Source organism: Thalassospira profundimaris (genome assembly GCF_003326675.1).
In the GTDB taxonomy this organism is placed as follows: Bacteria; Pseudomonadota; Alphaproteobacteria; order Rhodospirillales; family Thalassospiraceae; genus Thalassospira; species Thalassospira aquimaris.
In genome coordinates this window covers 104470-126754 of sequence record NZ_JPWF01000001.1, presented here as the reverse complement: position 1 = coordinate 126754, position 22285 = coordinate 104470, and the positions used below count along the sequence as shown (strand labels likewise).

The 22285-nt window shown below is 53.3% G+C and carries 23 protein-coding genes; 19 read left to right on the top strand and 4 right to left on the bottom strand.

The features are described 5' to 3' along the window. Window positions 1–14 precede the first annotated feature (14 nt). The 11 genes from TH19_RS00610 (at window position 15) to TH19_RS00555 (ending at window position 9767) form a co-directional block, all read left to right on the top strand. Entirely contained in the window at window positions 15–614 is a 600-nt protein-coding gene (locus tag TH19_RS00610) for a Maf family protein (RefSeq protein WP_114100391.1), read from the top strand. Window positions 615–659: 45 nt separating this feature from the next. Beyond that, window positions 660–1526, top strand: coding sequence for a shikimate dehydrogenase (locus TH19_RS00605; RefSeq protein WP_114100390.1), 867 nt, complete (start codon window positions 660–662; stop codon window positions 1524–1526). A gap of 21 nt (window positions 1527–1547) precedes the next feature. Then, on the top strand, window positions 1548–2132 hold the full coding sequence (gene coaE, locus TH19_RS00600; RefSeq protein WP_114100389.1) for a dephospho-CoA kinase: 585 nt from the start codon (window positions 1548–1550) through the stop codon (window positions 2130–2132). Between the two features lie 29 nt (window positions 2133–2161). After that, complete coding sequence (gene dnaQ, locus TH19_RS00595; protein ID WP_114100388.1) at window positions 2162–2875, top strand: DNA polymerase III subunit epsilon; 714 nt, start codon at window positions 2162–2164, stop codon at window positions 2873–2875. A gap of 112 nt (window positions 2876–2987) precedes the next feature. Next, on the top strand, window positions 2988–3824 hold the full coding sequence (locus tag TH19_RS00590) for a substrate-binding periplasmic protein (RefSeq protein ID WP_258547764.1): 837 nt from the start codon (window positions 2988–2990) through the stop codon (window positions 3822–3824). 66 nt (window positions 3825–3890) lie between these two features. Continuing rightward, window positions 3891–4082 carry an LUD domain-containing protein gene (locus TH19_RS00585; protein ID WP_114100386.1) on the top strand — a complete coding sequence of 64 codons (192 nt, stop codon included), beginning with the start codon at window positions 3891–3893 and terminating at the stop codon, window positions 4080–4082. Continuing rightward, window positions 4060–4707: a Smr/MutS family protein gene (locus TH19_RS00580; protein ID WP_114100385.1), complete on the top strand. Its 648-nt coding sequence runs from the start codon at window positions 4060–4062 to the stop codon at window positions 4705–4707. Before TH19_RS00585 ends, TH19_RS00580 begins: the two co-directional genes overlap by 23 nt. Beyond that, window positions 4704–5063: a helix-turn-helix domain-containing protein gene (locus TH19_RS00575; protein ID WP_114100384.1), complete on the top strand. Its 360-nt coding sequence runs from the start codon at window positions 4704–4706 to the stop codon at window positions 5061–5063. Before TH19_RS00580 ends, TH19_RS00575 begins: the two co-directional genes overlap by 4 nt. Before the next feature lie 250 nt (window positions 5064–5313). Continuing rightward, window positions 5314–7371 (top strand): methyl-accepting chemotaxis protein, encoded by a 2058-nt coding sequence (locus TH19_RS00570; RefSeq protein WP_114100383.1) that lies wholly within the window; start codon window positions 5314–5316, stop codon window positions 7369–7371. A 367-nt stretch (window positions 7372–7738) separates the two neighbouring features. Beyond that, entirely contained in the window at window positions 7739–9001 is a 1263-nt protein-coding gene (gene rho, locus TH19_RS00560; protein ID WP_114100381.1) for a transcription termination factor Rho, read from the top strand. 187 nt (window positions 9002–9188) lie between these two features. Then, complete coding sequence (locus TH19_RS00555; protein ID WP_114100380.1) at window positions 9189–9767, top strand: GNAT family N-acetyltransferase; 579 nt, start codon at window positions 9189–9191, stop codon at window positions 9765–9767. Here TH19_RS00555 and TH19_RS00550 read toward each other — a convergent pair. After that, complete coding sequence (locus TH19_RS00550) at window positions 9764–10069, bottom strand: hypothetical protein (RefSeq protein WP_147250687.1); 306 nt, start codon at window positions 10067–10069, stop codon at window positions 9764–9766. The two genes, TH19_RS00555 and TH19_RS00550, sit on opposite strands and share 4 nt — an antisense overlap. A gap of 141 nt (window positions 10070–10210) precedes the next feature. On the opposite strand from TH19_RS00550, the gene TH19_RS00545 reads away from it, so the two are divergent. Further along, the gene (locus TH19_RS00545) at window positions 10211–10762 is read left to right on the top strand and encodes an HD domain-containing protein (RefSeq protein WP_114100378.1); all 552 of its coding nucleotides are present in this window, start codon (window positions 10211–10213) and stop codon (window positions 10760–10762) included. A gap of 96 nt (window positions 10763–10858) precedes the next feature. On the opposite strand, the gene TH19_RS00540 is transcribed toward TH19_RS00545, so the two are convergent. The 3 genes from TH19_RS00540 to TH19_RS00530 form a co-directional block, all read right to left on the bottom strand. Then, window positions 10859–11833, bottom strand: coding sequence for a quinone oxidoreductase family protein (locus TH19_RS00540; RefSeq protein WP_114100377.1), 975 nt, complete (start codon window positions 11831–11833; stop codon window positions 10859–10861). Window positions 11834–11984: 151 nt separating this feature from the next. Next, a complete protein-coding gene (locus tag TH19_RS00535; RefSeq protein ID WP_114100376.1) occupies window positions 11985–12473 on the bottom strand; it encodes a methylated-DNA--[protein]-cysteine S-methyltransferase in 489 nt (162 codons plus the stop codon). A 72-nt stretch (window positions 12474–12545) separates the two neighbouring features. Further along, window positions 12546–14585, bottom strand: a complete 2040-nt coding sequence (locus TH19_RS00530; protein WP_114100375.1) for a thioredoxin domain-containing protein — start codon at window positions 14583–14585, stop codon at window positions 12546–12548. 257 nt (window positions 14586–14842) lie between these two features. Here TH19_RS00530 and TH19_RS00525 point away from each other — a divergent pair, with 257 nt between their 5' ends. From TH19_RS00525 to TH19_RS00495, 7 genes are all read left to right on the top strand, one after another. Next, complete coding sequence (locus TH19_RS00525; protein ID WP_114100374.1) at window positions 14843–15097, top strand: DUF6489 family protein; 255 nt, start codon at window positions 14843–14845, stop codon at window positions 15095–15097. Window positions 15098–15102: 5 nt separating this feature from the next. Then, window positions 15103–15426, top strand: a complete 324-nt coding sequence (locus TH19_RS00520) for a (2Fe-2S) ferredoxin domain-containing protein (protein ID WP_114100373.1) — start codon at window positions 15103–15105, stop codon at window positions 15424–15426. Between the two features lie 144 nt (window positions 15427–15570). Beyond that, entirely contained in the window at window positions 15571–16944 is a 1374-nt protein-coding gene (gene mnmE, locus TH19_RS00515; RefSeq protein WP_114100372.1) for a tRNA uridine-5-carboxymethylaminomethyl(34) synthesis GTPase MnmE, read from the top strand. Between the two features lie 145 nt (window positions 16945–17089). Beyond that, window positions 17090–18994 carry a tRNA uridine-5-carboxymethylaminomethyl(34) synthesis enzyme MnmG gene (mnmG, locus tag TH19_RS00510; RefSeq protein WP_114100371.1) on the top strand — a complete coding sequence of 635 codons (1905 nt, stop codon included), beginning with the start codon at window positions 17090–17092 and terminating at the stop codon, window positions 18992–18994. 711 nt (window positions 18995–19705) lie between these two features. Continuing rightward, entirely contained in the window at window positions 19706–20266 is a 561-nt protein-coding gene (rsmG, locus tag TH19_RS00505) for a 16S rRNA (guanine(527)-N(7))-methyltransferase RsmG (RefSeq protein WP_258547763.1), read from the top strand. Next, window positions 20263–21090: a ParA family protein gene (locus TH19_RS00500; protein WP_114100369.1), complete on the top strand. Its 828-nt coding sequence runs from the start codon at window positions 20263–20265 to the stop codon at window positions 21088–21090. The genes rsmG and TH19_RS00500 overlap by 4 nt, the downstream gene beginning before the upstream one ends. Beyond that, window positions 21087–22277 carry a ParB/RepB/Spo0J family partition protein gene (locus TH19_RS00495; protein ID WP_114100368.1) on the top strand — a complete coding sequence of 397 codons (1191 nt, stop codon included), beginning with the start codon at window positions 21087–21089 and terminating at the stop codon, window positions 22275–22277. The genes TH19_RS00500 and TH19_RS00495 overlap by 4 nt, the downstream gene beginning before the upstream one ends. Window positions 22278–22285: the final 8 nt, after the last annotated feature.

The window sequence follows — 22285 nt, the reverse complement described above, 5'->3', positions numbered from 1 at the left end:
AGGATATCAAAAGAATGAATCACCGGCTTATTCTGGCGTCCAGCAGCAAGGCCCGTCACACCATGCTGACAAATGCAGGTGTCGAATGCGAAGCCATCGCCTCGATGATTGACGAGGAAGGCTATAAGCAATCTATGAAGGCCGAAGGTGCCAGTGCCGCCGAAGCCGCCGAAACACTGGCAGAAATGAAGGCGTTGCGCATGTATCGTCAGCAACCCGACGGAATTGTCATTGCCGCTGATCAGATGCTTGAATGCAATGGCATCTGGTTTGACAAGCCGCGCGACCGTGACAATACAAGGGCCCAGCTTTTGGCCCTGCGCGGCAAAACCCATCAGCTTGTTTCGGCCGCTGTTATATATAAAGAGGGATCGCGCATCTGGGGCACCATCGATACGGCCCATCTGACCATGCGCAATTTTACTGAAGAATGGCTTGAAGATTATCTTGATGCTGCGGGCGACGAGATCTTCAATTGTGTTGGCGGATACCAGCTTGAAGGCATTGGTGCGCAGCTCTTTACTGAAGTGCGCGGCGACTATTTCACGGTTCTTGGTTTGCCGTTATTGCCATTGATCGGTTTCTTGCGCGATCATGGCGTGCTTAAGGCATAATAAAAACAAAAAGATACTCTGATTTCAGGCAGGAAACCCCGCATCATGACAACCCGTATTCCTTACCGTACGCTTTCTGGAACCTCGCGCCTGGCCGGTGTGATGGGATGGCCGGTATCGCATTCAAAATCGCCACGTCTGCATGGCTATTGGCTTGCGAAATACGGGATTGATGGCAGTTATATGCCCTTGCCGGTCGAGCCGGAAAACTTTCAGGCTGCTTTGATTTCCCTGCGAAATCTTGGTTTTTCCGGGGTCAATGTGACCGTGCCGCAAAAAGAAATGGCCATGCCTGAATGTGACGAGCTTTCTGATCGTGCGCGGCGCATCGGCGCGGTCAATACCGTGACATTTTCCAAGGATGGTCGTCTTTGGGGCGATAATACCGACGGGTTCGGCTTTATTGAAAACCTGCGTCAGGAAGCAGCCAATATCGATTTTACGTCCGGTCCGGCGGTGGTTCTGGGGGCGGGGGGCGCATCACGGGCTGTTCTGGTTGCGCTTTTGGATGAAGGAAGCCCTGAAATCCGCATTGCCAACCGGACCCGCAAGCGCGCCGAGGATCTGGCCAAGGAATTCAATGACCCGCGTTTGAAAGTTGTCGATTGGCCACTTGATCCCAAGTCGCTTTCCGATGTGGCACTTGTGGTCAATACAACAAGCCTTGGCATGGTTGGTCAGCCCAAACTTGAGATCAATCTTGATGGCCTGCCCAAATCGGCGCTTGTGACCGATATTGTCTATGCCCCGCTGATTACCGACCTTCTGGCACAGGCAAAGGCACGGGGTAATCCGGTTGTCGATGGCCTTGGCATGTTGTTGCATCAGGCCCGGCCGGGTTTTCATCGCTGGTTCGGGATTGACCCGGAAGTGACGCAGGAACTGCGTGATTTTGTTCTTTCGCCAGATTAAGTATACAAAGGTAATCTTATTATGGTGATAATGGGACTTACCGGTTCAATTGGAATGGGTAAATCGACGGCGGCGGCAATGTTTCGCTGGCTTGGGGTGCCGGTTCATGATGCCGATGCAACCAATCATCGCCTGATGGCGCCGGGTGGTGCGGCCTTTGATCGTGTTGCGGAACTCTTTCCTGATGTGATCCGCGATGGCCGGATTGATCGGCAGGCGTTGGGTAAAATCGTATTTGGCGATGCCAAGGCCCTTAAACGGCTTGAAGCGATCTTGCATCCCCTGATCCGTGCGGCAGAAATCCGGTTTTTGCGAAACCAGCAGATGCTTGGACGTAAACTGGTGGTGCTTGATATTCCGCTTTTATACGAAACGGGTGGTGAGAAACGCTGTGATGTCGTTTCGGTTGTTTCCGCACCGGGATTTGTTCAACGCCAGCGTGTTCTTGCGCGAGAAGGGATGACGGATGAAAAATTTTCCGCCATTCTGTCCAAACAGATGCCGGATATCGAAAAGCGCAAGCGGGCCGATTACGTCATTCCAACCGGATTGGGTCGGGCCGTGACTTTTCAGTATATTCAAGGCATTGTTGACGAATTGAGCTGACTGAAAACTGCCACCGGATACTGGAATATATGCGCGAGATTGTGCTTGATACCGAGACCACCGGCCTTGATCCCTATGCCGACCATCGTCTGGTGGAAATTGGCTGTATCGAACTGGTCAACCACATGCCGACCGGGCGGCAGTATCACCAATATATCAACCCGGAACGTCCGATGCCCAAAGAGGCCTTTGACGTTCACGGACTGGGTGATGATTTCCTGAAAGATCAGCCGGTCTTTGCCGAAGTTGCCGATGATTTCATCGAGTTCATTGGTGATGATTCGGTCCTGGTCATCCACAATGCTGCCTTTGATATGAAGTTCCTGAATGCGGAACTTGAATGGCTTAACAAGCCACGCATTGCCATGGATCGCGCCCTTGATACCGTGCAGATGGCGCGCAAAAAGTTTCCGGGATCACCGGTAAGCCTTGATGCGCTGTGCCGTCGTTTCAAGATCGATAACTCCAACCGTACCCTGCACGGGGCGCTGCTTGACTCCGACCTTCTTGCACAGGTCTATCTTGAACTTCTTGGCGGGCGCCAGCATGGCCTGTCACTTGATCCCAACGCCCAGGATACAGGCGGTGGGCAAGGTGTTGTCGGCAAGCGGGTGCTTGGACCGAAATCCAATCGGCTTGAACCGCGCCCGCATGCGATCAGTGAACAGGAACTTTCCGCCCATCAGGCCTATATCGAAAGCAAGGTCAAAGACGCCCTCTGGCTAAAGAAGCAAGAGGCATAAGATGGAAAAACGGAATTGCCCGATATTCCGTTTTTTTGATTGGCAGGTCGCCAGACGTTTTGCGTCTTTTACCCGGGTGTTCTTATTTTTAATTGTTCTGATTACAAATCCGTTGGCGTCACATGCCGATGAAACGGCGGCAAACCCCGAGATGCCGGTTACCCGGGCACCATTTGACGGGCAATACATCATTCATTTGTCGGAAAATAGCCGTGTTCGCGAATCCGGTCGTCCGGAACCCGGTTATTTTGACAGTCTTGCCATCGAACTTTTCGACAAGGCCGGTCTTGATGCCAGAATTGTCGAACAGATGCCCTGGAAACGACTGCTTGAGCAGGCTGCACATGGCAGCGGGCACGTTCTTTATCCCACCACCCGTTCGGAAGAACGTGAGAACAAATTCAAATGGGTCGGGCCGGTTAGTCGCACTTTGTGGAATCTGTACGGGTTTGCAAAGGATGGCTGGGCAGATCAGGGCTTTGAATCCCTTCTTGTTAATGCCCGCATCGGGGTTTTGATGGCATCCGCCCGCGAAGCCTATTTGCGCGAACGCGGGGCAGAAAGACTGGTTGTCGTACCGCGCGAAGAACTTCTTTTGCCAATGATGCAGGCAGGACGCATCGATTTGATCGCGATTGGCGGCAATATCCTTAATCACTATGTCGAAGAGGCCAACACCAAGGCAAATGGTGCGGAAATTGCCGATATTGACGGCGTGGTGCCCTATCGCAGCTGTTATCTTTACATCGCAATCAGTGGCGATGTGCCTGATGACGATGTGTCACGTCTTCAGGCACAGCTTGATCAGTTCAAGACAGACGGATTTTTCCTTGAAAACCGCCAGTCACACGGACTTTCGACCAATCCTGGAAGCGGCTTTATCCGGGCGATGCTTAATCTTGGCAATAATGGTGTCAGCTGTATCGACCTTGCCGGCGTCGACAACTAGAACCCGCCAAATTCATCCGGATGACGATATTCACCACCTTATAACGTCTTTGAAAAGGCCGATGAGATGGTGAAATGTATGAAGAAACGCCGGCGTGGTTGCGCGAAAAGGAAGGACGCGGCAATATGCCGCGAAATATTCCTTCGGGTGACCGGGCCTTCGCGGACGGGCGATATCGAACAGACGATACAGCTTGGCGCATATGGACCGCGCCGACTGCAAATCGTTCTGGTGGATGACACAAAAGAAACCAAATAAGCGACGCCGTACCGTCAGTGACGAGGAAAAGACCCTGTGGGAGGTCTTTACCCGTGACATCAAACCCTTGCGCAGCAAAAGGCGTAAGGGCGGCGATGCCGTATTTGCACCCGATGATGACATCCACACCAGTGATACCGCCATTCCGTTACCGGATAATCTGGCCGAAAATCTTGAACGATCCGAAGAAAACCGCGCGGCCCGCAATTTGCCCTCAGCCCGCAATGCGGATCGTGGACCACAGGTTAAAAAGCAGACATTGGCAGACCTGAAACCCGGTGTGACCGATGGTATTGACCGGTCAACCGCCAACAAGTTCCAGAAAGGCAAGATGATCATTGATGGTCGCATTGACCTGCACGGGATGACCCAGGATGTTGCCCATAATGCGTTGAATGCCTTCATCGAAGAAAGTTGGCAGGCCGGAAAGCGCTGTGTTTTGGTGATTACCGGTAAAGGATCGCGGGCCGATGAATATGGTCGTACCGGATTGTTGCGCCAGCGCACCCCCCAATGGCTGAGTGCGCCGCGCCTGCGCAATCGTATTCTTGCCATCAATCAGGCCCAGATCCAGCATGGTGGTGCCGGGGCCTTTTATGTTTTGTTGAAACGGAGACGCCCGTGACACCTTTTGGCAATCGCATTCGGGAATTACGGGCCCGCAACAATGTGACACTGACCGATATGGCAAGCGCGCTTCAGCTGTCACCGGCCTATCTTTCGGCCCTTGAACATGGGCATCGCGGCCGTCCAAGCCCCGGTCTGGTGCAGCAGATTTGCGGATATTTCAATCTGGTCTGGGACGAAGTTGACGATATCAAACGCCTGGCCCAGCTATCGCATCCGAAAATCACCGTTGATACCGCGGGACTTGAACCCGAAGCGACCGAGCTTGCCAATCTTCTGTCTGAACGGATTGCGGGGCTTAGTGACGATCAGCTTGGCCGGATGCTGGAAATTATCCGTGAACGTCATCCTTAACCGGTTTCCCGGTTTTTCGATGAATTGTTGGGGTTGGGTCACGGTTAATTTGCGGTTTTGCACCGTATATTATTAAATCTTGAATTCCCCTTTGACATCCCAATATCAACGAAGGGATGTGACAGCATTACCCTTCAAATTTCCTGTGGAATAAAAAACCGGTCAGATATTCAGATCGGAAAAACATCCAACTTGTCCGGAGTGGGCAATTTCTGGCGGCCGTCGAAACCAGTGCTTTCGGGGGTCAAACATGTTCAGTTCCATCCGGATTGGACCAAAAATCATATTATCGCTTGTTCCGCCTGTGATCGGTTTGGTCATTCTGGCAATTGTCATTGTCAGTGGCCGCTTTGCGCAGATGGACGAGCTTGGCAAAATTCGGGGCCTGACAGAGGTTGCCGGATATATCGGCGCAACTGTTCATGAGTTGCAAAAAGAACGCGGAACGTCTGCGGGCTTTATCGGATCAGCCGGGGCACAATTTGGCCCGCAATTGGCCAAGCAGCGCGAATTATCCGATCAGAAAATCACAGAACTGCGCGGGGTGATTGCATCCTTTGATCTTTCGGATCATGACCCGTCCCTTGCCAGTGATATCAGTAAATTCACAAGCCTCCTTGACCAGGTCGATGCAACGCGGGGCAAGGTCGACACACAGCAAATCAAGCTGGGCGAGGCCGTCGGGTTTTACAGTTCGATCATTGCACGCATGCTTTCGACCGTGAATGTGATGGGTGCACTGAGCCATGATCCTGAAATTTTGCGGGTAATTGCCGCCTATAACAATTTCATGCAGGCCAAGGAACGTGCGGGGCTTGAACGGGCAACCGGGGCGGTGGGATTTGGCACCGGCAAATTTGAAGCCGGACTTTATCGACGTTTTGTCGAACTGATTACCATGCAGACGGCCTATCTTTCGGTGTTTCGGGAATTCGCATCTGATGAAATCCTGACATTCTTTGATAAATCCATGTCAGATCCAGCGATCAAGGAAGTCGAAGGCCTTCGCGCCATTGCACTGGATTATCCGGAAACAGGAACAACAAAGGATATCCGCGGAGATGACTGGTTTGCCAAGATTACGGTCAAAATCAATCTCTATAAGGCGGTTGAGGACCATATAGCCCAAAGCCTTAACACCCTGGCACAGAACAAGCTGGTGACGGCAACGACTTATTTCTATGCGACATTGGGCGGGCTTGTGATTGTTGTCGTTCTTGCCTGCGTGTTGGTGCTGGCTGTCGGGCGCAGCATCACCCGGCCAATCGGAAAAATGACAGACAGTATGAGTGATCTTGCCGCCGGGAATCTTGAAACCAGAATTACCGGTCAAAATCGCGGTGACGAGGTCGGGGATATGGCCCGGGCCGTTGAAATTTTCCGGCAAAATCTTGAACAGAACCGGGAAATGAGCAAACAGCGCGAAGCCGATCAGGCCAAGCGGGTCGCGCAAAGTGAACAAATTGAACAACTTGCCCGTGATTTCCAGGGCACGATTGACACATTGCTTGGTAATATCGGGCAATCAACCAGTGACCTGCGTGCGACATCATCGACCATGACCAAGGCAATTGGCAGCAGCCGCGAACGTGCGGGCAAGGTCGCACACAATGCCCAGACCGCATCCGAAAATGTCGCAGCGGTTTCTTCGGCAACCGAGGAGCTGGCAAATTCAATTCTGGAAATCTCGCGCCAGATTTCCGGTGCTGCTGATATCGCGTCCGAGGCTGCTGCTGATGCGCGCGAAGCTGATAAAATTGCGGAATCCTTGCAAAACGGGGCTGCAAAAATTGGCGAAGTAATCGGACTTATTCGCGATATTGCCGAACAGACCAATTTGCTTGCCCTTAACGCAACGATCGAAGCCGCCCGCGCAGGCGAGGCGGGCAAAGGGTTTGCGGTGGTTGCCAACGAGGTCAAAAACCTTGCGACCCAGACATCACGGGCGACCGACGAAATCACCGGACAAATGGGCAATCTTCAGGATGCAACCGAACAGGCCGTGACGGCCTTTGGCCGGATCGGCAAGCGGATCAGTGATATCGACACGACATCCGCCTCCTTGTCTGCGGCGGTCAATCAGCAACAGGCTGCAACATCGGAAATTGCCAGCAATATCGAACGTGCTTCAAACGGCACCAGCGAAGTATCTGGTGATATTGATGAAATCCGGGTCGCAACCGATCAGGCAGGACGGGCAACCCAGGAAGTGATTGTTGCTTGTGAAAGTGTGACAGGTGTTGCCCTTGATCTGCGCAAGGAGGTTGAGGAATTCCTGAATTCTGTCCACAAAGTCCAGGCTAGCTGAATTTGACGGAACCACGATTTATGCAGGGTCAAGGGCAGTGAAACTGTTTTCTGGCCCTGCATATCGCAGGTTTTGTGCCCATATATCCGTGCTCTGGCAACATAATCGTGCTTTTTGCACCACATCGCCTGCAAAATAGCTGCATTGCGTGAAACACGGTTTGACTATTGCTGTTTTCAATTGTATCAATCGGGGGTGTTTCGATCCAGAAACATGAAAAGCCCTGCCTTTCTTGCAACTACAAGGTTTGGACTGTCCGCACGCCACAGCATCGCTTGCGCGCCTTGCCTGACGGTCAACCGCACTTCTTATCCTATCCCAAAAAAATCTTCGCTTATCTGGCAACCACAGATCATTAAACGCACATATGCATCTTCAGGAACTCAAAAAGAAATCTCCGACCGAGCTGCTTGCCCTGTCTGAGGAACTCGAAATCGAAAATGCCAGCACGCTCCGTAAACAGGAGTTGATGTTTGCCATTCTCAAACAGTTGGCCGAGAACGACCATGCCATCTTTGGCGAAGGGGTTCTCGAAGTGCTGCCCGATGGTTTCGGCTTCTTGCGCAGCCCGGAGGCAAACTATCTTGCCGGGCCCGATGACATTTATGTCAGCCCGAGCCAGGTACGGCGTTTTGGTTTGCGGACCGGCGATACGGTAGAAGGCCAGATCCGCTCGCCCAAGGAAGGCGAACGGTATTTCGCGTTGCTTAAGGTCGACAAGGTCAACTTTGATGCACCGGAAAAAGTCCGTCACCGCATCAACTTTGACAACCTGACCCCGCTTTATCCTGATCAGCCGTTGCGCATGGAACGTGAATCGGATCAGGAAGGCAACAAGGACACCACCAATCGCGTGATCGAACTGGTTTCGCCGCTTGGTAAAGGTCAGCGTGCCCTGATCGTCGCACCGCCGCGCACCGGTAAAACCGTGATGCTGCAAAACATTGCGCACGCGATCGAGGAAAACCATCCGGAAGCTTACCTGATCGTTCTTCTGATTGATGAACGTCCGGAAGAAGTGACCGACATGGACCGTTCGGTGAAGGGCGAAGTGATCAGCTCCACCTTCGATGAACCGGCCCAGCGTCACGTTCAGGTCACCGAAATGGTGCTGGAAAAGGCAAAACGTCTGGTCGAACACAAGCATGATGTTGTTATTCTGCTTGATTCCATCACCCGTCTTGCCCGTGCATACAACACCGTCGTTCCAAGCTCGGGCAAGGTCCTGACCGGTGGTGTTGATGCTAATGCGCTGCAGCGTCCGAAACGCTTCTTTGGTGCGGCACGTAACATCGAAGAGGGTGGTTCGCTTACCATCATCGCAACGGCCCTGATCGATACCGGTTCGCGTATGGACGAGGTTATCTTTGAAGAATTCAAAGGTACGGGTAACTCCGAACTGGTTCTGGACCGCAAACTGTCTGACAAGCGTATCTTCCCGGCGATTGATATCCTTAAATCGGGTACCCGTAAGGAAGAGCTGCTTGTCGATAAAAGCGTCCTGTCCAAAATGTGGGTCCTGCGCCGTATCCTCAACCCGATGGGTCCGCAGGACGCGATGGAGTTCCTTCTGGGCAAACTCAAATCGACCAAGAACAACGACGATTTCTTCGATTCCATGAACGGATAATCGAAATCCGGCGAAAATGGCCGGATACAGGTAATTGTCTGATGATTAAACGGGGTCCGGTGGGCCCCGTTTTTTATTGTCTGATGATTGGGAAAGTGCGGACATGATCAAGGTCACAGTACGGTCTTGCAGCACATAAACAAGCTGCCTAGATAGGGTGGCCAATCAATAACAGCCTGTTCTTAAAATGAATTTATCGTCGGCACCTCTACCGGTTGAGACCAACCGTCTCTTCCTGCGCCCATTTGTGTCTTCTGATTTTGACGGCTATGCCACCTATCACTCATTGCCTGCGGTTTATCGATATCTTTATTGTAATCCGCTTGCGGGCGATGCATTGAAACAACAGTTTTCCGGTTTGTTGAACGCACGATTCACGCAGGATGGCGATGTTTTGACCCTTGCGGTTATTCGTCGCGATGATGATGCGATTCTGGGTGAAGTTCTTTTGAAGCTTGCCAGTATCAATGCCTCACAAGGCGAGGTTGGATATATCTTCAATCCTGATTTTGCCGGGCGGGGTTATGCGACCGAAGCGGTTAGGGCGATCGTCGATCTGGGCTTTGCACATTTCGGTTTTCATCGGATTTTTGCCCGACTTGATACACTTAATGTCGCCTCATCCGCTGTCGTTGAACGGCTTGGATTCCGACGAGAGGCCCATCTAATCGAAAATGATTGTTTTAACGGGAATTGGGGCGACGAATATATTTACGCCCAGCTCTCTTCGGAATGGCAATCAAAAGCAGGGGTATCGTCCGTTTAGGGCAGGACAAGCGTCAGTTCGGCAATTGCGCCATCAAGTTTCTGTTGTTCGAGCTTGGCATCGCCAGGTTCAACACTGAGATTTCCATGGCCCATATGAATGCCGATATGGTGCGTGCCATAACGCATGGTGATGGCAAGTTCGCTGGCGGTGGTGATTTCGCAGGTTGCAGCTTCATCGGTATCAAGATGATGGGGTGGGGGCGACTGCCATCCGGTCTGGGGTGCCAGACTGGTCAGATGAAGCGGGCTTTGGCTGCTTTCATTGCGCAAGGTCAGTTTAAGTCGCATGTCCTGTGACAAATTCTGTGTCCTCCTGCATCCGGAATCATTTCTGATTTTTATGTGGGGACGGTTTTTCGATCCCGACAGGGGATGAAAGCTTGAAACCGGGCAAAAGGCGTGTGAATCTGGGAATCTTCGTTCACCACCATATTGCGCTTGATGCAACTTTTACTCAAATCCGTTGATTTTGCCGCCCGCGCCCATCGTGACCAGCGGCGCAAGGGCCCGGCCGAGGAACCCTATATCAATCATCCGATCGAGGTTTCCCGCCTGATTGTCGAATGCGAACCTCATGCCGGCGAAGATATTCTTTGTGCGGCTGTTTTGCATGATGTGATCGAGGATTGCGGCGCGACCCGTGATGAAATCGCCGCCTGCTTTAATGAAGTCATTGCCGATATCGTTCTTGAAGTCAGTGATGACAAAGGGTTGCCACGCGACGAACGCAAGGCAAAGCAGGTTGAAAATGCCCCCAATCTGACACCCGGTGCCAAGCTGGTGCGACTGGCAGACAAGGTTGCCAATGTCGGAGCAATGCTGACTGATACTCCGATTGGCTGGGATGAAAAGCAGATATTGGCCTATGTTGACTGGGCAGAGGCAGTGGTTGCGCCGTGCCGAGAGGTCAGTAACGGGCTGTCAGATCGCTTTGACGCCATCGCGCGTGATGTCCGTGCATTTCACGATGAAAAGGCTGTGGCAGGAAAATAACCCGCCCCGTTGCACGACAGGTCGAAAGAACAAAGGCAGGGAATGCACCCTGCCTTTGCCAAAAAATCCGATTTTATCAATTCGCAATCTGTCAGATCAGACCGTAAAGACAATCGATCCGTTGGTTTTGCGACCTTCAAGGTCGTCATGAGCCTTTGCCGCATCGGCAAGCGGGTAGGTCGCGGTGATGTCGATTTTGACGATGCCCGATTTCAGGACATCGAATAGTTCACCGGCACTTGCCAGAAGTTCTTCACGGGTGGCGTTATAGGTGAAGATGCTTGGACGGGTCAGGAAATATGCACCCGGTGCAAGCTGTGCCAGGGTGACTGGTGGTACTTTACCCGATGATTGGCCAAAGCTGACCATCATACCCAGACGTTTCAGGCATTTAAGTGAATCTTCGAACGTGTCTTTGCCAACGGAATCATAAACAACTTCAACACCTTGGCCGTTGGTGATTTCCATAACACGGTCGGAAACCACCTCGTCGCGATAAAGGATCGGATAGTCGCAACCCTTGGCCTTGGCAATTTCGGCCTTTTCCTTGGACCCGACTGTACCGATCACGGTTGCGCCAATATGTTTGGCCCACTGGCAGACGATCTGACCAACACCACCAGCCGCGGCGTGGATCAGGATGGTATCGCCCTTTTGCACCTTATAGGTCCGGCGCAAAAGATACTGTGCGGTCATGCCCTGGAGCATGGCAGCAGCAGCAAGTTCAAAGCTTACGTCGTCCGGGATTTTGACCAGTCCCTTGGCCGGCATCACGCGGGTTTCGGCATAGGCACCAAGCGGTTGTGCAGCATAGGCAACGCGATCGCCAACTGCCAGATCGGTAACACCTTCGCCAATGGCTTCGATCACGCCAGCGCCTTCAAGACCAAGACCCGACGGCATAGCGGGTGCCGGGTAAACACCGGAACGGAAATAGATATCGATATAGTTCAGGCCAATGGCCTTTTGTGCGAGGCGGACTTCACCGGCACCCGGTGCGCCAACTTCTACATCTTCAAAGCGCAGCACATCGCTGCCGCCTGTTTCGTAAAAGCGGAATGCTTTGGTCATATGTGACCTCCCATTTCTACGTTCTTTTGAACGTCTGTTTCGTCAATGGGGTGAGTTTAGGTCAGAAAATCGGGATTTGCAGCAGGCGAGTTATGTATTTCGCAGGGTGAAAATGCTGGGTCAAATTCGGTATTCGAACCGATCAGGCAGCCTAGAGATCAAAGCTGCCCTGATCGTCACCGATGAGAAGATCAACACCCTCGATCTTGAGGAGATCACGCTTGGTTTCCAGTCCGCCCTGACCGGAATAGCCGCCCGGTTTATCGCCGCTTGCCAGCACACGGTGACAGGGAATGATGATCGGGATCGGGTTCAAACCACAGGCTGTTCCGACCGACTGGAAGGCCTTGGGCGATCCGGCAGCAGTTGCCAGATCCTTATAGGTTGCGGTTTTGCCCTTGGGGATGTCGCACATGGCCTTCCAGACGGCCTTCTGGAAGTCGGTTCCGTCCGGCGCCAAGGGCAGATCAAAGGCATCCAGCGTCCCGGCGAAATAGGCATTAAGCTGCTTTTTGGCCTCTTCCAGAACCGGGCTTGTTTCCATGTCATCGACAAAGCCCCAGTCCAGGGCAACGATTTCGCCATCAAATTCGAAAATCGTGATGGCGCCGACGGGACTGTTGATCGAAATCTGGGGCATGGTCGCTGCTTTCCGGTTCTTAAGGCTTTGGGCCGAGATGCTTGGGCGATGGTAATGTGCTTGTCGGGCTGCTTATGCCGCGTTGGCAGGCAGATCGGCAAGCAGTTTGGCAAGATCATCGGCATTGGTCACCGGGGCCGAACACACCGGACCCTGACACACATAGGCGGTTTCCCGGCCATCAATTGCAGTTTTACCCTGTGCCGGATGCCCGTCGGGCAGGCGATCACCATCGCCAAGGATGGTAATGGCCCGGTTGGGCAAATATTGGCCAAAAATTGCCCGGCGCATATCAAGATAGGTCTGACTGCGTTCCTTGGCGATCAGCACAATCTGTACCGGGTTTTGCAGTATTTCTGCGGCCAGAAGCAATCCCGGCATATTGGGGAATTGTTCGGACATCCGTCCACCAAATGCCGACAGGGTGATTTCGGTACGGTCGCGATATTTGGCGTCCCCGGTCAGGGCAAAAAGCTTTGCCAGATTTTGCGCCATGATCGCGTTGCCCGATGGTACGGCATTGTCCATGAACGGTTTCTGACGGATCACCAGATCGCTGGCATCCGATGCCGACTGGAAATAGCCGCCCTTGGCATCGGCAAACAGGGTTTCAACCGTTTCCGACCAGGTCATGGCTTCGTGGAGATAGGTATCCTCGCCAAAGCATTCAAACAGACGCAGGGCAGCCCGGATCATATGGGCGTAATCTTCGAGCATACCGGCGTGCTGTGCCTTGCCTTCGCGGTAACTGTGCAGGAAGCGACCATCCTTCATCAGGCTGCTGGTAACGAAGTTAAAGGCAAGCTTGGCATAATCAAGCCAGTCAGCGCGGTGGAAGGTCAATGACGCCTCGGCAAAGGCGGCAATGGTCATGGCATTCCAGTCGGTCAGTGCCTTGTCATCCCAGCCCGGACGGATGCGTTTGGCCCGCGCGACAAGCAGCTTTTCGCGCAGTTCACAAAGCTTTTCCTCGGTCGGGTTGTCGGCAAGTCCAAGTCCCGACGTGGTTCGGTTCAGGATGTTGGTATGTTCCCAGTTGCCATGGGCGGAAACGTCATAGAATTTCTTGAAAAGGGCGGCGTCATTGCCAAGAAGATCGTCAATCTCGGCTTCGGACCAGACATAGAATTTGCCTTCGACCCCTTCGCTATCGGCATCAAGGCTTGCGGTAAAGGCGCCGCCGGGAATGCGCATTTCACACAAAATCCAGGCAATGGTTTCCTCAACCCGTTTGGCATAAAGCGGATTGGGATCGACCCGCCAGACATCGCACAGAAGATCAATCAGCTGGGCGTTGTCATAAAGCATCTTTTCGAAATGCGGCACCAGCCACTGGTCATCAACCGCATAGCGGGCAAAACCGCCGCCCAGATGGTCATAAATGCCACCCTGGCACATTCGATCAAGGCTGTGTTTGACGATGCGTTGAAGGTCGATGTCACCGGTACGTACACCCGTGCGCCAGATCAGTGACAGCAAACTGGGTTGCGGGAATTTTGGCGCACCACCAGTACCGCCATTTTCCCCGTCCATGATCTGCAAACAGCCATGACCACAACGGTCAATCATCTCAAGACTTGGGACAGAGCCGGTCGCACCGCTATTCATCCGCACAAGGGCCTCGGAAATCTGGCTGACATTGTGGCGTACATCGTCGGGCTTGTCGGTATAGATCCTTGATACGGTTTTCAGAACATCATCAAATCCCGGGCGGCCATAGCGCGCTTCTTTCGGGAAATAGGTCCCGCCCCAGAAAGGTTCCCCGTCCGGGGTCAGGAACATGGTCAGTGGCCAGCCGCCCTGTTGGCCAAGCAGGGCCAGCGCATTCTGATAGATCGCATCGAGATCGGGGCGTTCTTCGCGGTCGAGCTTGATATTGATGAACAACTCATTCATCAGGGCCGCCATTTCGGCGTCCTCGAAGCTTTCATGGGCCATAACATGGCACCAGTGGCACGCGGCATAGCCAACAGACAACAGGATCGGTTTATTGACGGCCTTGGCATATGCCAGGACCTCGGTGCTCCAGGGTTGCCAATGCACCGGATTGTCGCGGTGTTGCAAAAGATAGGGGCTGGTTTCCGACCCAAGATTGTTCCGTGCGTGTTCCATGTCGTGTCCTGTGCCACCGGTTTGACCGGGAAAGGTCAGGTGACGTTTTTGTTGTGGCTTGTCAAATTAGTTAGAGCGACTCTAAGGGTAACGACATCATTCATAAAGACAAATGCCTGTAATATTTGTCTCAAATTCGTGATATTGGCGGGAAATGATCCAATATGTCGCCAATATGGTTATTGTGATTGAGCTGACAGGCGCACACGCCATAATGATGCAAACAAAGCGGCGGAAAACAAAAGGAGATCAGGGCAATGAAAGTAACGGTAAACATTGATTGCACCCCCGAAGAGGCCCGCACCTTTTTCGGTTTGCCAGATGTCCAGCCGATGCAAAAGGCCATGATGCAAGAAGTCGAAGACCGCATGAAAGCCAATCTGGCGGCAATGGATCCGGAAACCATGCTTAATACCTGGCTGCCGCAGGGTATCCAGAACTGGGAACAGCTGCAAAAGGTATTCTGGGGCCAGTTTAACGGAACACCGGGCGGAAGCGGTAACAAGGACTGAACCAAGTGAGTGACCACTACTATCAGGCACATGTTTTTGTGTGCCAGAACGAACGCCCGGCCGGCCATGAGCGGGGCTGTTGCAATTCCAAGGGCGCGACCAAACTTCGCAATTACATGAAAGTCCGCGCCAAGGAACTCGGAATTCCGATGACCCGGATCAATACCGCCGGATGTCTTGACCGGTGCGAACTGGGCCCGGTGATGGTGATCTATCCCGAAGGGACCTGGTATCGGTACGAGACGATGGAAGATATCGACGCCATTCTTGATGATCACCTGGTCGGTGGGCAGGTGGTCGAAAGATTGCAGCTTTCGCCGGATCAATAAGAATTCAAACGGTCCCTTTGTCGGGGCCGTTTTCTTTTGCACTGTTAAAACCCTGTTGGTGAAGACTGCGCTATAGTTGACCTTTGCGCGCGACTGAACGATATCGACAGCACGAACCGAAACCACAAGATTGAACGATCCATCATGATTGCAAGCCGAGAAACCATCTTTGCCCTGTCATCCGGGGCCGGGCGTGCCGGTGTGGCCGTGATCCGCCTTTCCGGGCCGTTATCGGGGCAGACGCTTTGTGCGCTTTTGGGACGTGATGCGCTTCCCAAGCCGCGCCATGCGGTTTACGCGCCGATCCGAGATCCGCAATCGGGCGAACGTCTTGATGATGCGGTGGCGATCTATTTCGCCGGTCCGGCAAGCTTTACCGGTGAAGATGTGGTCGAGCTGCATGTCCATGGCGGACGGGCGGTGATAGAAGGTGTGCTTGATTGTCTGTCGCGTCAAAGCGGTCTGCGCATTGCCGAACCGGGTGAATATACCAGACGTGCTTTTGAAAACGGCAAGATGGACCTGACCTCGGCCGAGGGGATTGCCGATCTTATTGATGCCGAAACTGCCGCCCAGCGCCGTCAGGCCGTGCGTCAGATGGCCGGTGAGCTTGGAACGCTTTATGAAGGTTGGCGGGCGCGCCTGATGAAGGCATTGGCCCATATCGAGGCCGATATTGACTTCCCCGACGAAGATTTGCCCGACGGGATTGTGCCGGTGGTGCATGGCGATTTGCGTGCAGTGAATGACGAGGTCAAACGTCACCTGGCCGATAACCGCCGCGGCGAACGCCTGCGCGAAGGGTTTCAGATTGTCATTCTTGGTGCGCCGAATGCCGGGAAGTCGAGCCTTCTGAACCGGCTGGCCCGGCGCGATGCGGCGATTGTTTCCGAGATTGCCGGGACCACGCGCGATATGATCGAGGTTCATCTTGATCTTGGTGGTTTTCCGGTCACCATGGTCGATACGGCGGGCCTGCGCGAAAGCGGTGATGTGATCGAAAGCGAAGGCGTGCGTCGTGCGACCGAGCGAGCCGAAAATGCCGATCTCAGGCTTGTGGTTGTGGATCGCGCTGACTGGCCCCATATCGATCCCGAAGCCGCCCGCCTGATTGATGGCAAGACCATCATCGCGATCAACAAGGTCGATGACCCGGACGGGGATAGCATTCCAAGCATCTGGCAGGGTGCTTCGGTTGAAGGGGATCGGTTGGAGCTTCCCGTTTTGGCCATATCGGCCATGACTGGTCAGGGGATCGAAAGCCTCTTGCAACTGCTGGAAACTCGCGTAAAAGAGGGGCTCGATTTTGCCGGGCCTGTGCCTTTGACAAGGCTTCGTCACCGGCGCGCACTTGAAAGTGCCAGCGATCATCTTGATCGCGGATTGCAGACCGAAATCGCAGAGCTTGCCGCCGAGGATGTTCGCCTGGCGGTGCGCGAGATCGGCAAGATTACCGGACGTGTCGATGTGGAAGATTTGCTCGATATTATTTTCGGGGATTTCTGTATCGGCAAATAAGATCAGGAAAGAGTCTTTAGAGTTTCTGACCTGTGAATGTTTCACGTGAAACATTGGTCCCTTAAGTGGACTGAATAAGCGTATTCGAACCGGACTAGGTTCAAACCCGCGGTCTGAACCGTGCGGGGATTGAGTGAGGAATTGGATGTCACAGAATATGTCGCACAACCGTTTTGATGTGATTGTTGTTGGCGGTGGTCATGCTGGCTGTGAGGCTGCGGCTGCGGCTGCACGCATGGGGGCTGCAACCGCCCTGGTGACCCATCGTGCGGATCGCATCGGTGAAATGTCCTGTAACCCGGCCATCGGTGGTTTGGGCAAGGGGCATATGGTGCGCGAAGTTGATGCGCTTGACGGTGTGATGGGACGTGCCATTGACCGTGCCGGTATCCAGTTCCGTATGCTCAATCGTTCCAAGGGACCGGCGGTACGCGGGCCGCGTGCGCAGGCGGATCGCAAACTTTATCGCGAAGCTGTTCAGGACATTCTGGCCAATCAGGAGAACCTGACGATCCTTGAAGGTGGCGTCGAAGACCTGATCATTGATGAGAACAATCGCGTTGCCGGTGTGATCACGGGCGAGGGCACCGAATATCGGGCCGGTGCGGTGGTTCTGACCACAGGGACATTCTTGCGCGGTTTGATTCACATTGGCGAAAAAACCACCCCGGCCGGACGCATTGGCGATGCCCCGGCGATGGGTCTTTCCGAGACGCTTGAAAAATATGATTTCAAACTGGGCCGATTAAAGACCGGTACACCGGCGCGTCTGGATGGACGTACCATTGATTGGGCAAGTTTGCAGGAACAGCCAGGTGACAATCCGCCCGATCCATTTTCCTTCCTGACCAAGGAAATCGCGGTGCCGCAGATCCCGTGTCATATGACCTGGACCACCGAGGCAACCCACGAAATCATTCGCGCCAACCTGCATCGTGCCCCGATGTATAGCGGCCAGATCAAAAGCAGCGGCCCGCGCTATTGCCCGTCGATTGAAGACAAGGTCGTCCGCTTTGCCGAGAAAAACCAGCACCAGATATTCCTGGAGCCGGAAGGGCTCGACGATCCGACCGTATATCCGAACGGCATTTCGACCTCGCTCCCAGAAGAAGTGCAGCTTGCCATGTTGGCGACCATTCCCGGTCTTGAGAAGGTCGAGATTTTCCGTCCCGGTTATGCCGTTGAATATGACTTCGTTGATCCACGCGAACTGCGCCATACGCTGGAAACCAAGAAGGTCGCTGGTCTATTCTTTGCCGGTCAGATCAATGGTACGACCGGCTATGAAGAAGCAGCCGGGCAGGGCTTGATTGCCGGTGTCAATGCGGCACTGGTGGCAGATGGTGGCGAACGCGAATTCGTGCTGGATCGTGCTGATGCCTATATCGGCGTGATGATCGATGATCTGGTGACGCTTGGCACCCGCGAACCGTATCGTATGTTTACGTCGCGTGCGGAATATCGCCTGATGTTGCGTGCGGATAATGCTGATCAGCGTCTGACCGATCGTGGTCTTGATATCGGTTGCATTGCATCGACCCGTGAACAGGTTTGGGGATCGAAGAAGGCTGCTCTTCAGTCTGCAAAGGACAAGGTCTCGACCTTGACGGAAACGCCAAATGGTCTTGCCAAATTTGATATCAAGATCAATCAGGATGGTGTGCGCCGCTCGGCCTATGACCTTTTGGCCTATCCGAATATTGATTTCGATACCCTGACCAAAGTCTGGCCGCAGCTTGGTGATCTTGATCCGGCGATCAAGGAGCAGGTGGCGATTGATGCCCAGTATAAAGGTTATCTTGATCGTCAAACGGCGGACATTGCAGCCTTCCGGCGTGACGAAGAATTGCGCTTGCCGCGTGGCCTTGATTTTGATGCGGTCGGAAGCCTGTCTGCAGAAATCCGGCTGAAGCTGAAAGAAATCCAGCCCGAGACCATTGGTGCTGCATCGCGTATCCCGGGCATTACACCGGCTGCCGTTACAGCACTTCTGGGGCACATTAAAAGTCATAAACATATGAATGACGGAAAGGCGGCCAAAAGCGCCTGATTACCCGATCAGGCCGTCAATCGTTGTCCGCCAATTTTAACTGATCTTCCAAAACCCGGTTGCCACAAACGCAGCCGGGTTTTTTCATTTCATGGTCTTGGCAATCTCGATTTCGGACGAGGGGCTGTTTGGCAAGGGGTGCAAGCAGTGGCTTTTCCGCGCACGCACAACATTACTTCCTACCGTCAGTATTTTTATGATCCGCAGCTTTTGGCGGTAGAGAGCTATTGACGGAGTGCTGTCGCATAGATCGACCGTCATCTGTCAGAAACCTGGCGACGCCTAGAGTGATCGCGGTCGGTATCTGCCTTCCACCACTTGTAAAGGAAAAGGTGGGTGTGCTCGGCAATATGCTGTGTATCCCTTTATCTTCGGAATCTGATGTTTCACGTGAAACAATCAAGGTACGTGAGGTGAGTCTGTATCGGGGCAAGAATGCGGTGCAGGAGGCGGGGTAACCAGATCATTGGGAATCACTGATGGGGCAGATCTTATTCTGTCTGTATCCAGCGCCGAGTGTTTCACGTGAAACATTTTGTGCAAATTTTCGTTTTTTGGATGTCGCGACGCGACGAAATGCCAAATGTATAAAAATCAAGTCTGGTGTGTTTTTGAAACTGGACGTATAAATCATTTATGCAATCCATTTCAGCACCCGTAAAAACGTGGTTTGAACGCGATTTGAATGTTTCACGTGAAACATTGGACCGTTTGAGCGACTATGCAGATCTTGTCGTTAAGTGGCAGCCACGTATTAATATCGTCGGCGCCAGCACGGCAGAAGACGTTTGGGGACGTCATTTACAGGATTCTGCCCAGCTTTGGCCTTATCTGCAGGATGTTGCTGCAGAGGGTAAAATTGTCGATTTTGGCTCTGGCGCGGGCTTCCCTGGTATCGTTTTGGCCATTCTCGGCGCCGGAAACGTCACCATGATGGAATCCAACACCAAGAAAACTGTGTTTCTGATGGAAGCTGCACGGGTATGTGGTGTGTTGGGTCAGACAGAAATTGCCCGGGAACGTATCGAAGCTGCCGCACCGCGTCAGGCCGATGTGATTACAGCCCGGGCCTTTGCCCCATTGCCAAAGCTTTTGGAACTGGGACAGCGACATCTTAAAGACGGCGGCCATTATGTGCTGCTTAAGGGACGTGCCTTTGAAGAAGAACTGGCGGATGCACGCAACGCCGGTTGGTCATTCGATGTAACCACACATGCCAGCCTGGTGGATCCGGATGGTGTCGTGATGATCTTAAAAGGAGTTGGCCGGTGACGGACGTTATTGACTTGCCACTTTCGACCCAAGCTCAAGGCACGGGTCATCGCCCGCGTATTATCGCTGTCGCCAACCAGAAGGGCGGGGTTGGCAAAACAACCACGACCATCAATCTGGCAACCGCGTTGGCCGCAGTCAATCAACGGGTTCTGATCGTTGATCTTGATCCGCAGGGCAATGCCAGCACCGGCCTTGGTTTGCGATCATCCGACCGTCAGATCAGTTCCTATGACGTGCTGATCAACGGCAATTCTTTGGAAGAAGCCCGTCAGCCAACGGCAATTCCGCGTCTGACCATCGTGCCATCGGGCATGGATTTGTCCGGTGCCGAGATCGAGCTGGTCGATTTTGATCGCCGCGAGATGCAGCTTAAAGAATCATTGGGCAAGTTGCCGCAGGATGTTGATTACGTCCTGATCGACTGTCCGCCGTCGCTTGGTCTTTTGACCTTGAATGCATTGGTGGCATCGGATGCGGTTCTGGTTCCGCTGCAATGCGAGTTCTTTGCACTGGAAGGTATCAGCCATCTGGTCCGCACCATCAAGCGCGTCAAAAAGGCATTCAACCCGGAACTTGAGATTCAGGGCATCGTCCTGACCATGTATGACAAGCGCAATAACCTGTCGGCACAGGTTGCCAATGATGTACGTGACTATTTCGGGGATGTGGTTTATCGCACCGTCATTCCACGCAATGTCCGGGTATCCGAGGCACCAAGTCACGGTACGCCGGTACTTGTCTATGACATGAAATGTCCGGGATCGCGCGCCTATCTGAACTTGGCAAGCGAGGTTCTGAAACGCGAAGGGGTTAAAGCATGAGCGACGCAAAGAAACGCGGCTTGGGGAGAGGACTGTCTGCACTTCTGGGTGAAGATGACGAGGATGTCGGTGTTGCCGTTTCTGGCAGCCCGGACAGCAATGCCGGTGGTCATCCGGGGCCTGGCGGTACGACGCAGCTGATTGCTATTACCGACCTTAAGCCATCACCGTTTCAGCCGCGCAGCAACTTTGACGATGAAGCAATTGATGATCTTGCCGCGTCGATTCGCGAGAAGGGGATCATTCAACCGATTCTGGTGCGTGCTTCTTCGACGGGCGAAACCCGATACGAAATCATTGCTGGTGAACGTCGCTGGCGTGCGGCCCAGCGGGCCCAATTGCATGAAGTGCCAGTGCTGGTCCGCGATTTCGATGATCGCGAGACGGCCGAAATTGCTCTGATCGAAAACCTGCAGCGTCAGGATCTTTCGCCGTTGGAAGAAGCCGAAGGCTATAACCGCCTGATGAACGAGTTCTCCCATACACAGGAAGCGCTTGGGCAGGCACTTGGAAAAAGCCGCAGTCACATCGCCAATAGCCTGCGTCTTCTGGCTTTGCCGGCACCGATCAAGCAGATGCTTTCGGACAAGGTTCTGAGTTCCGGTCATGCACGTGCTTTGCTTGGGGCTGAAAACGCTGTCGAACTGGCCGGGCAAATCGTTAAAAAGGGCCTGAACGTTCGTCAGACCGAAAAACTGGTGAAAACCGACGGTGGCAAGGCATCTCGCCCGAAAAAGACATCTGGTGGTGCATCTTCGAACAAAGACCCAGATACAGTGGCATTGGAGCGCGATCTTAGCAACATGTTGGGGTTGGCGGTTAATATTGATTTTGACGGTGCATCCGGGAAAATCTCGATCCGCTATGAGACGCTTGAACAGCTCGACGATATTCTGCAGCGTCTTACCCACGGTAAAACCACTGATCTGAATGTTGAAGATGAGATCGATACTTCATCCGATTCGGATGACAACGAGTTCGATTCAATGTTTATCGAAGATGAGGATGCTGGTGATTCCGATACGGATGATGATCTGACCGCCGAACTTGAAAATGTGGCGGAGATCGCGTTGCCCGAATCGGATGCAGATGACGAGGACGATTTTGTTCTTGAAGGCCCGGAAGGCGATGATCCGATCGAAAGTGATGAAGTCGATGAAGACGAGCTTGATGAACTGATCAAGTGATCTGATCG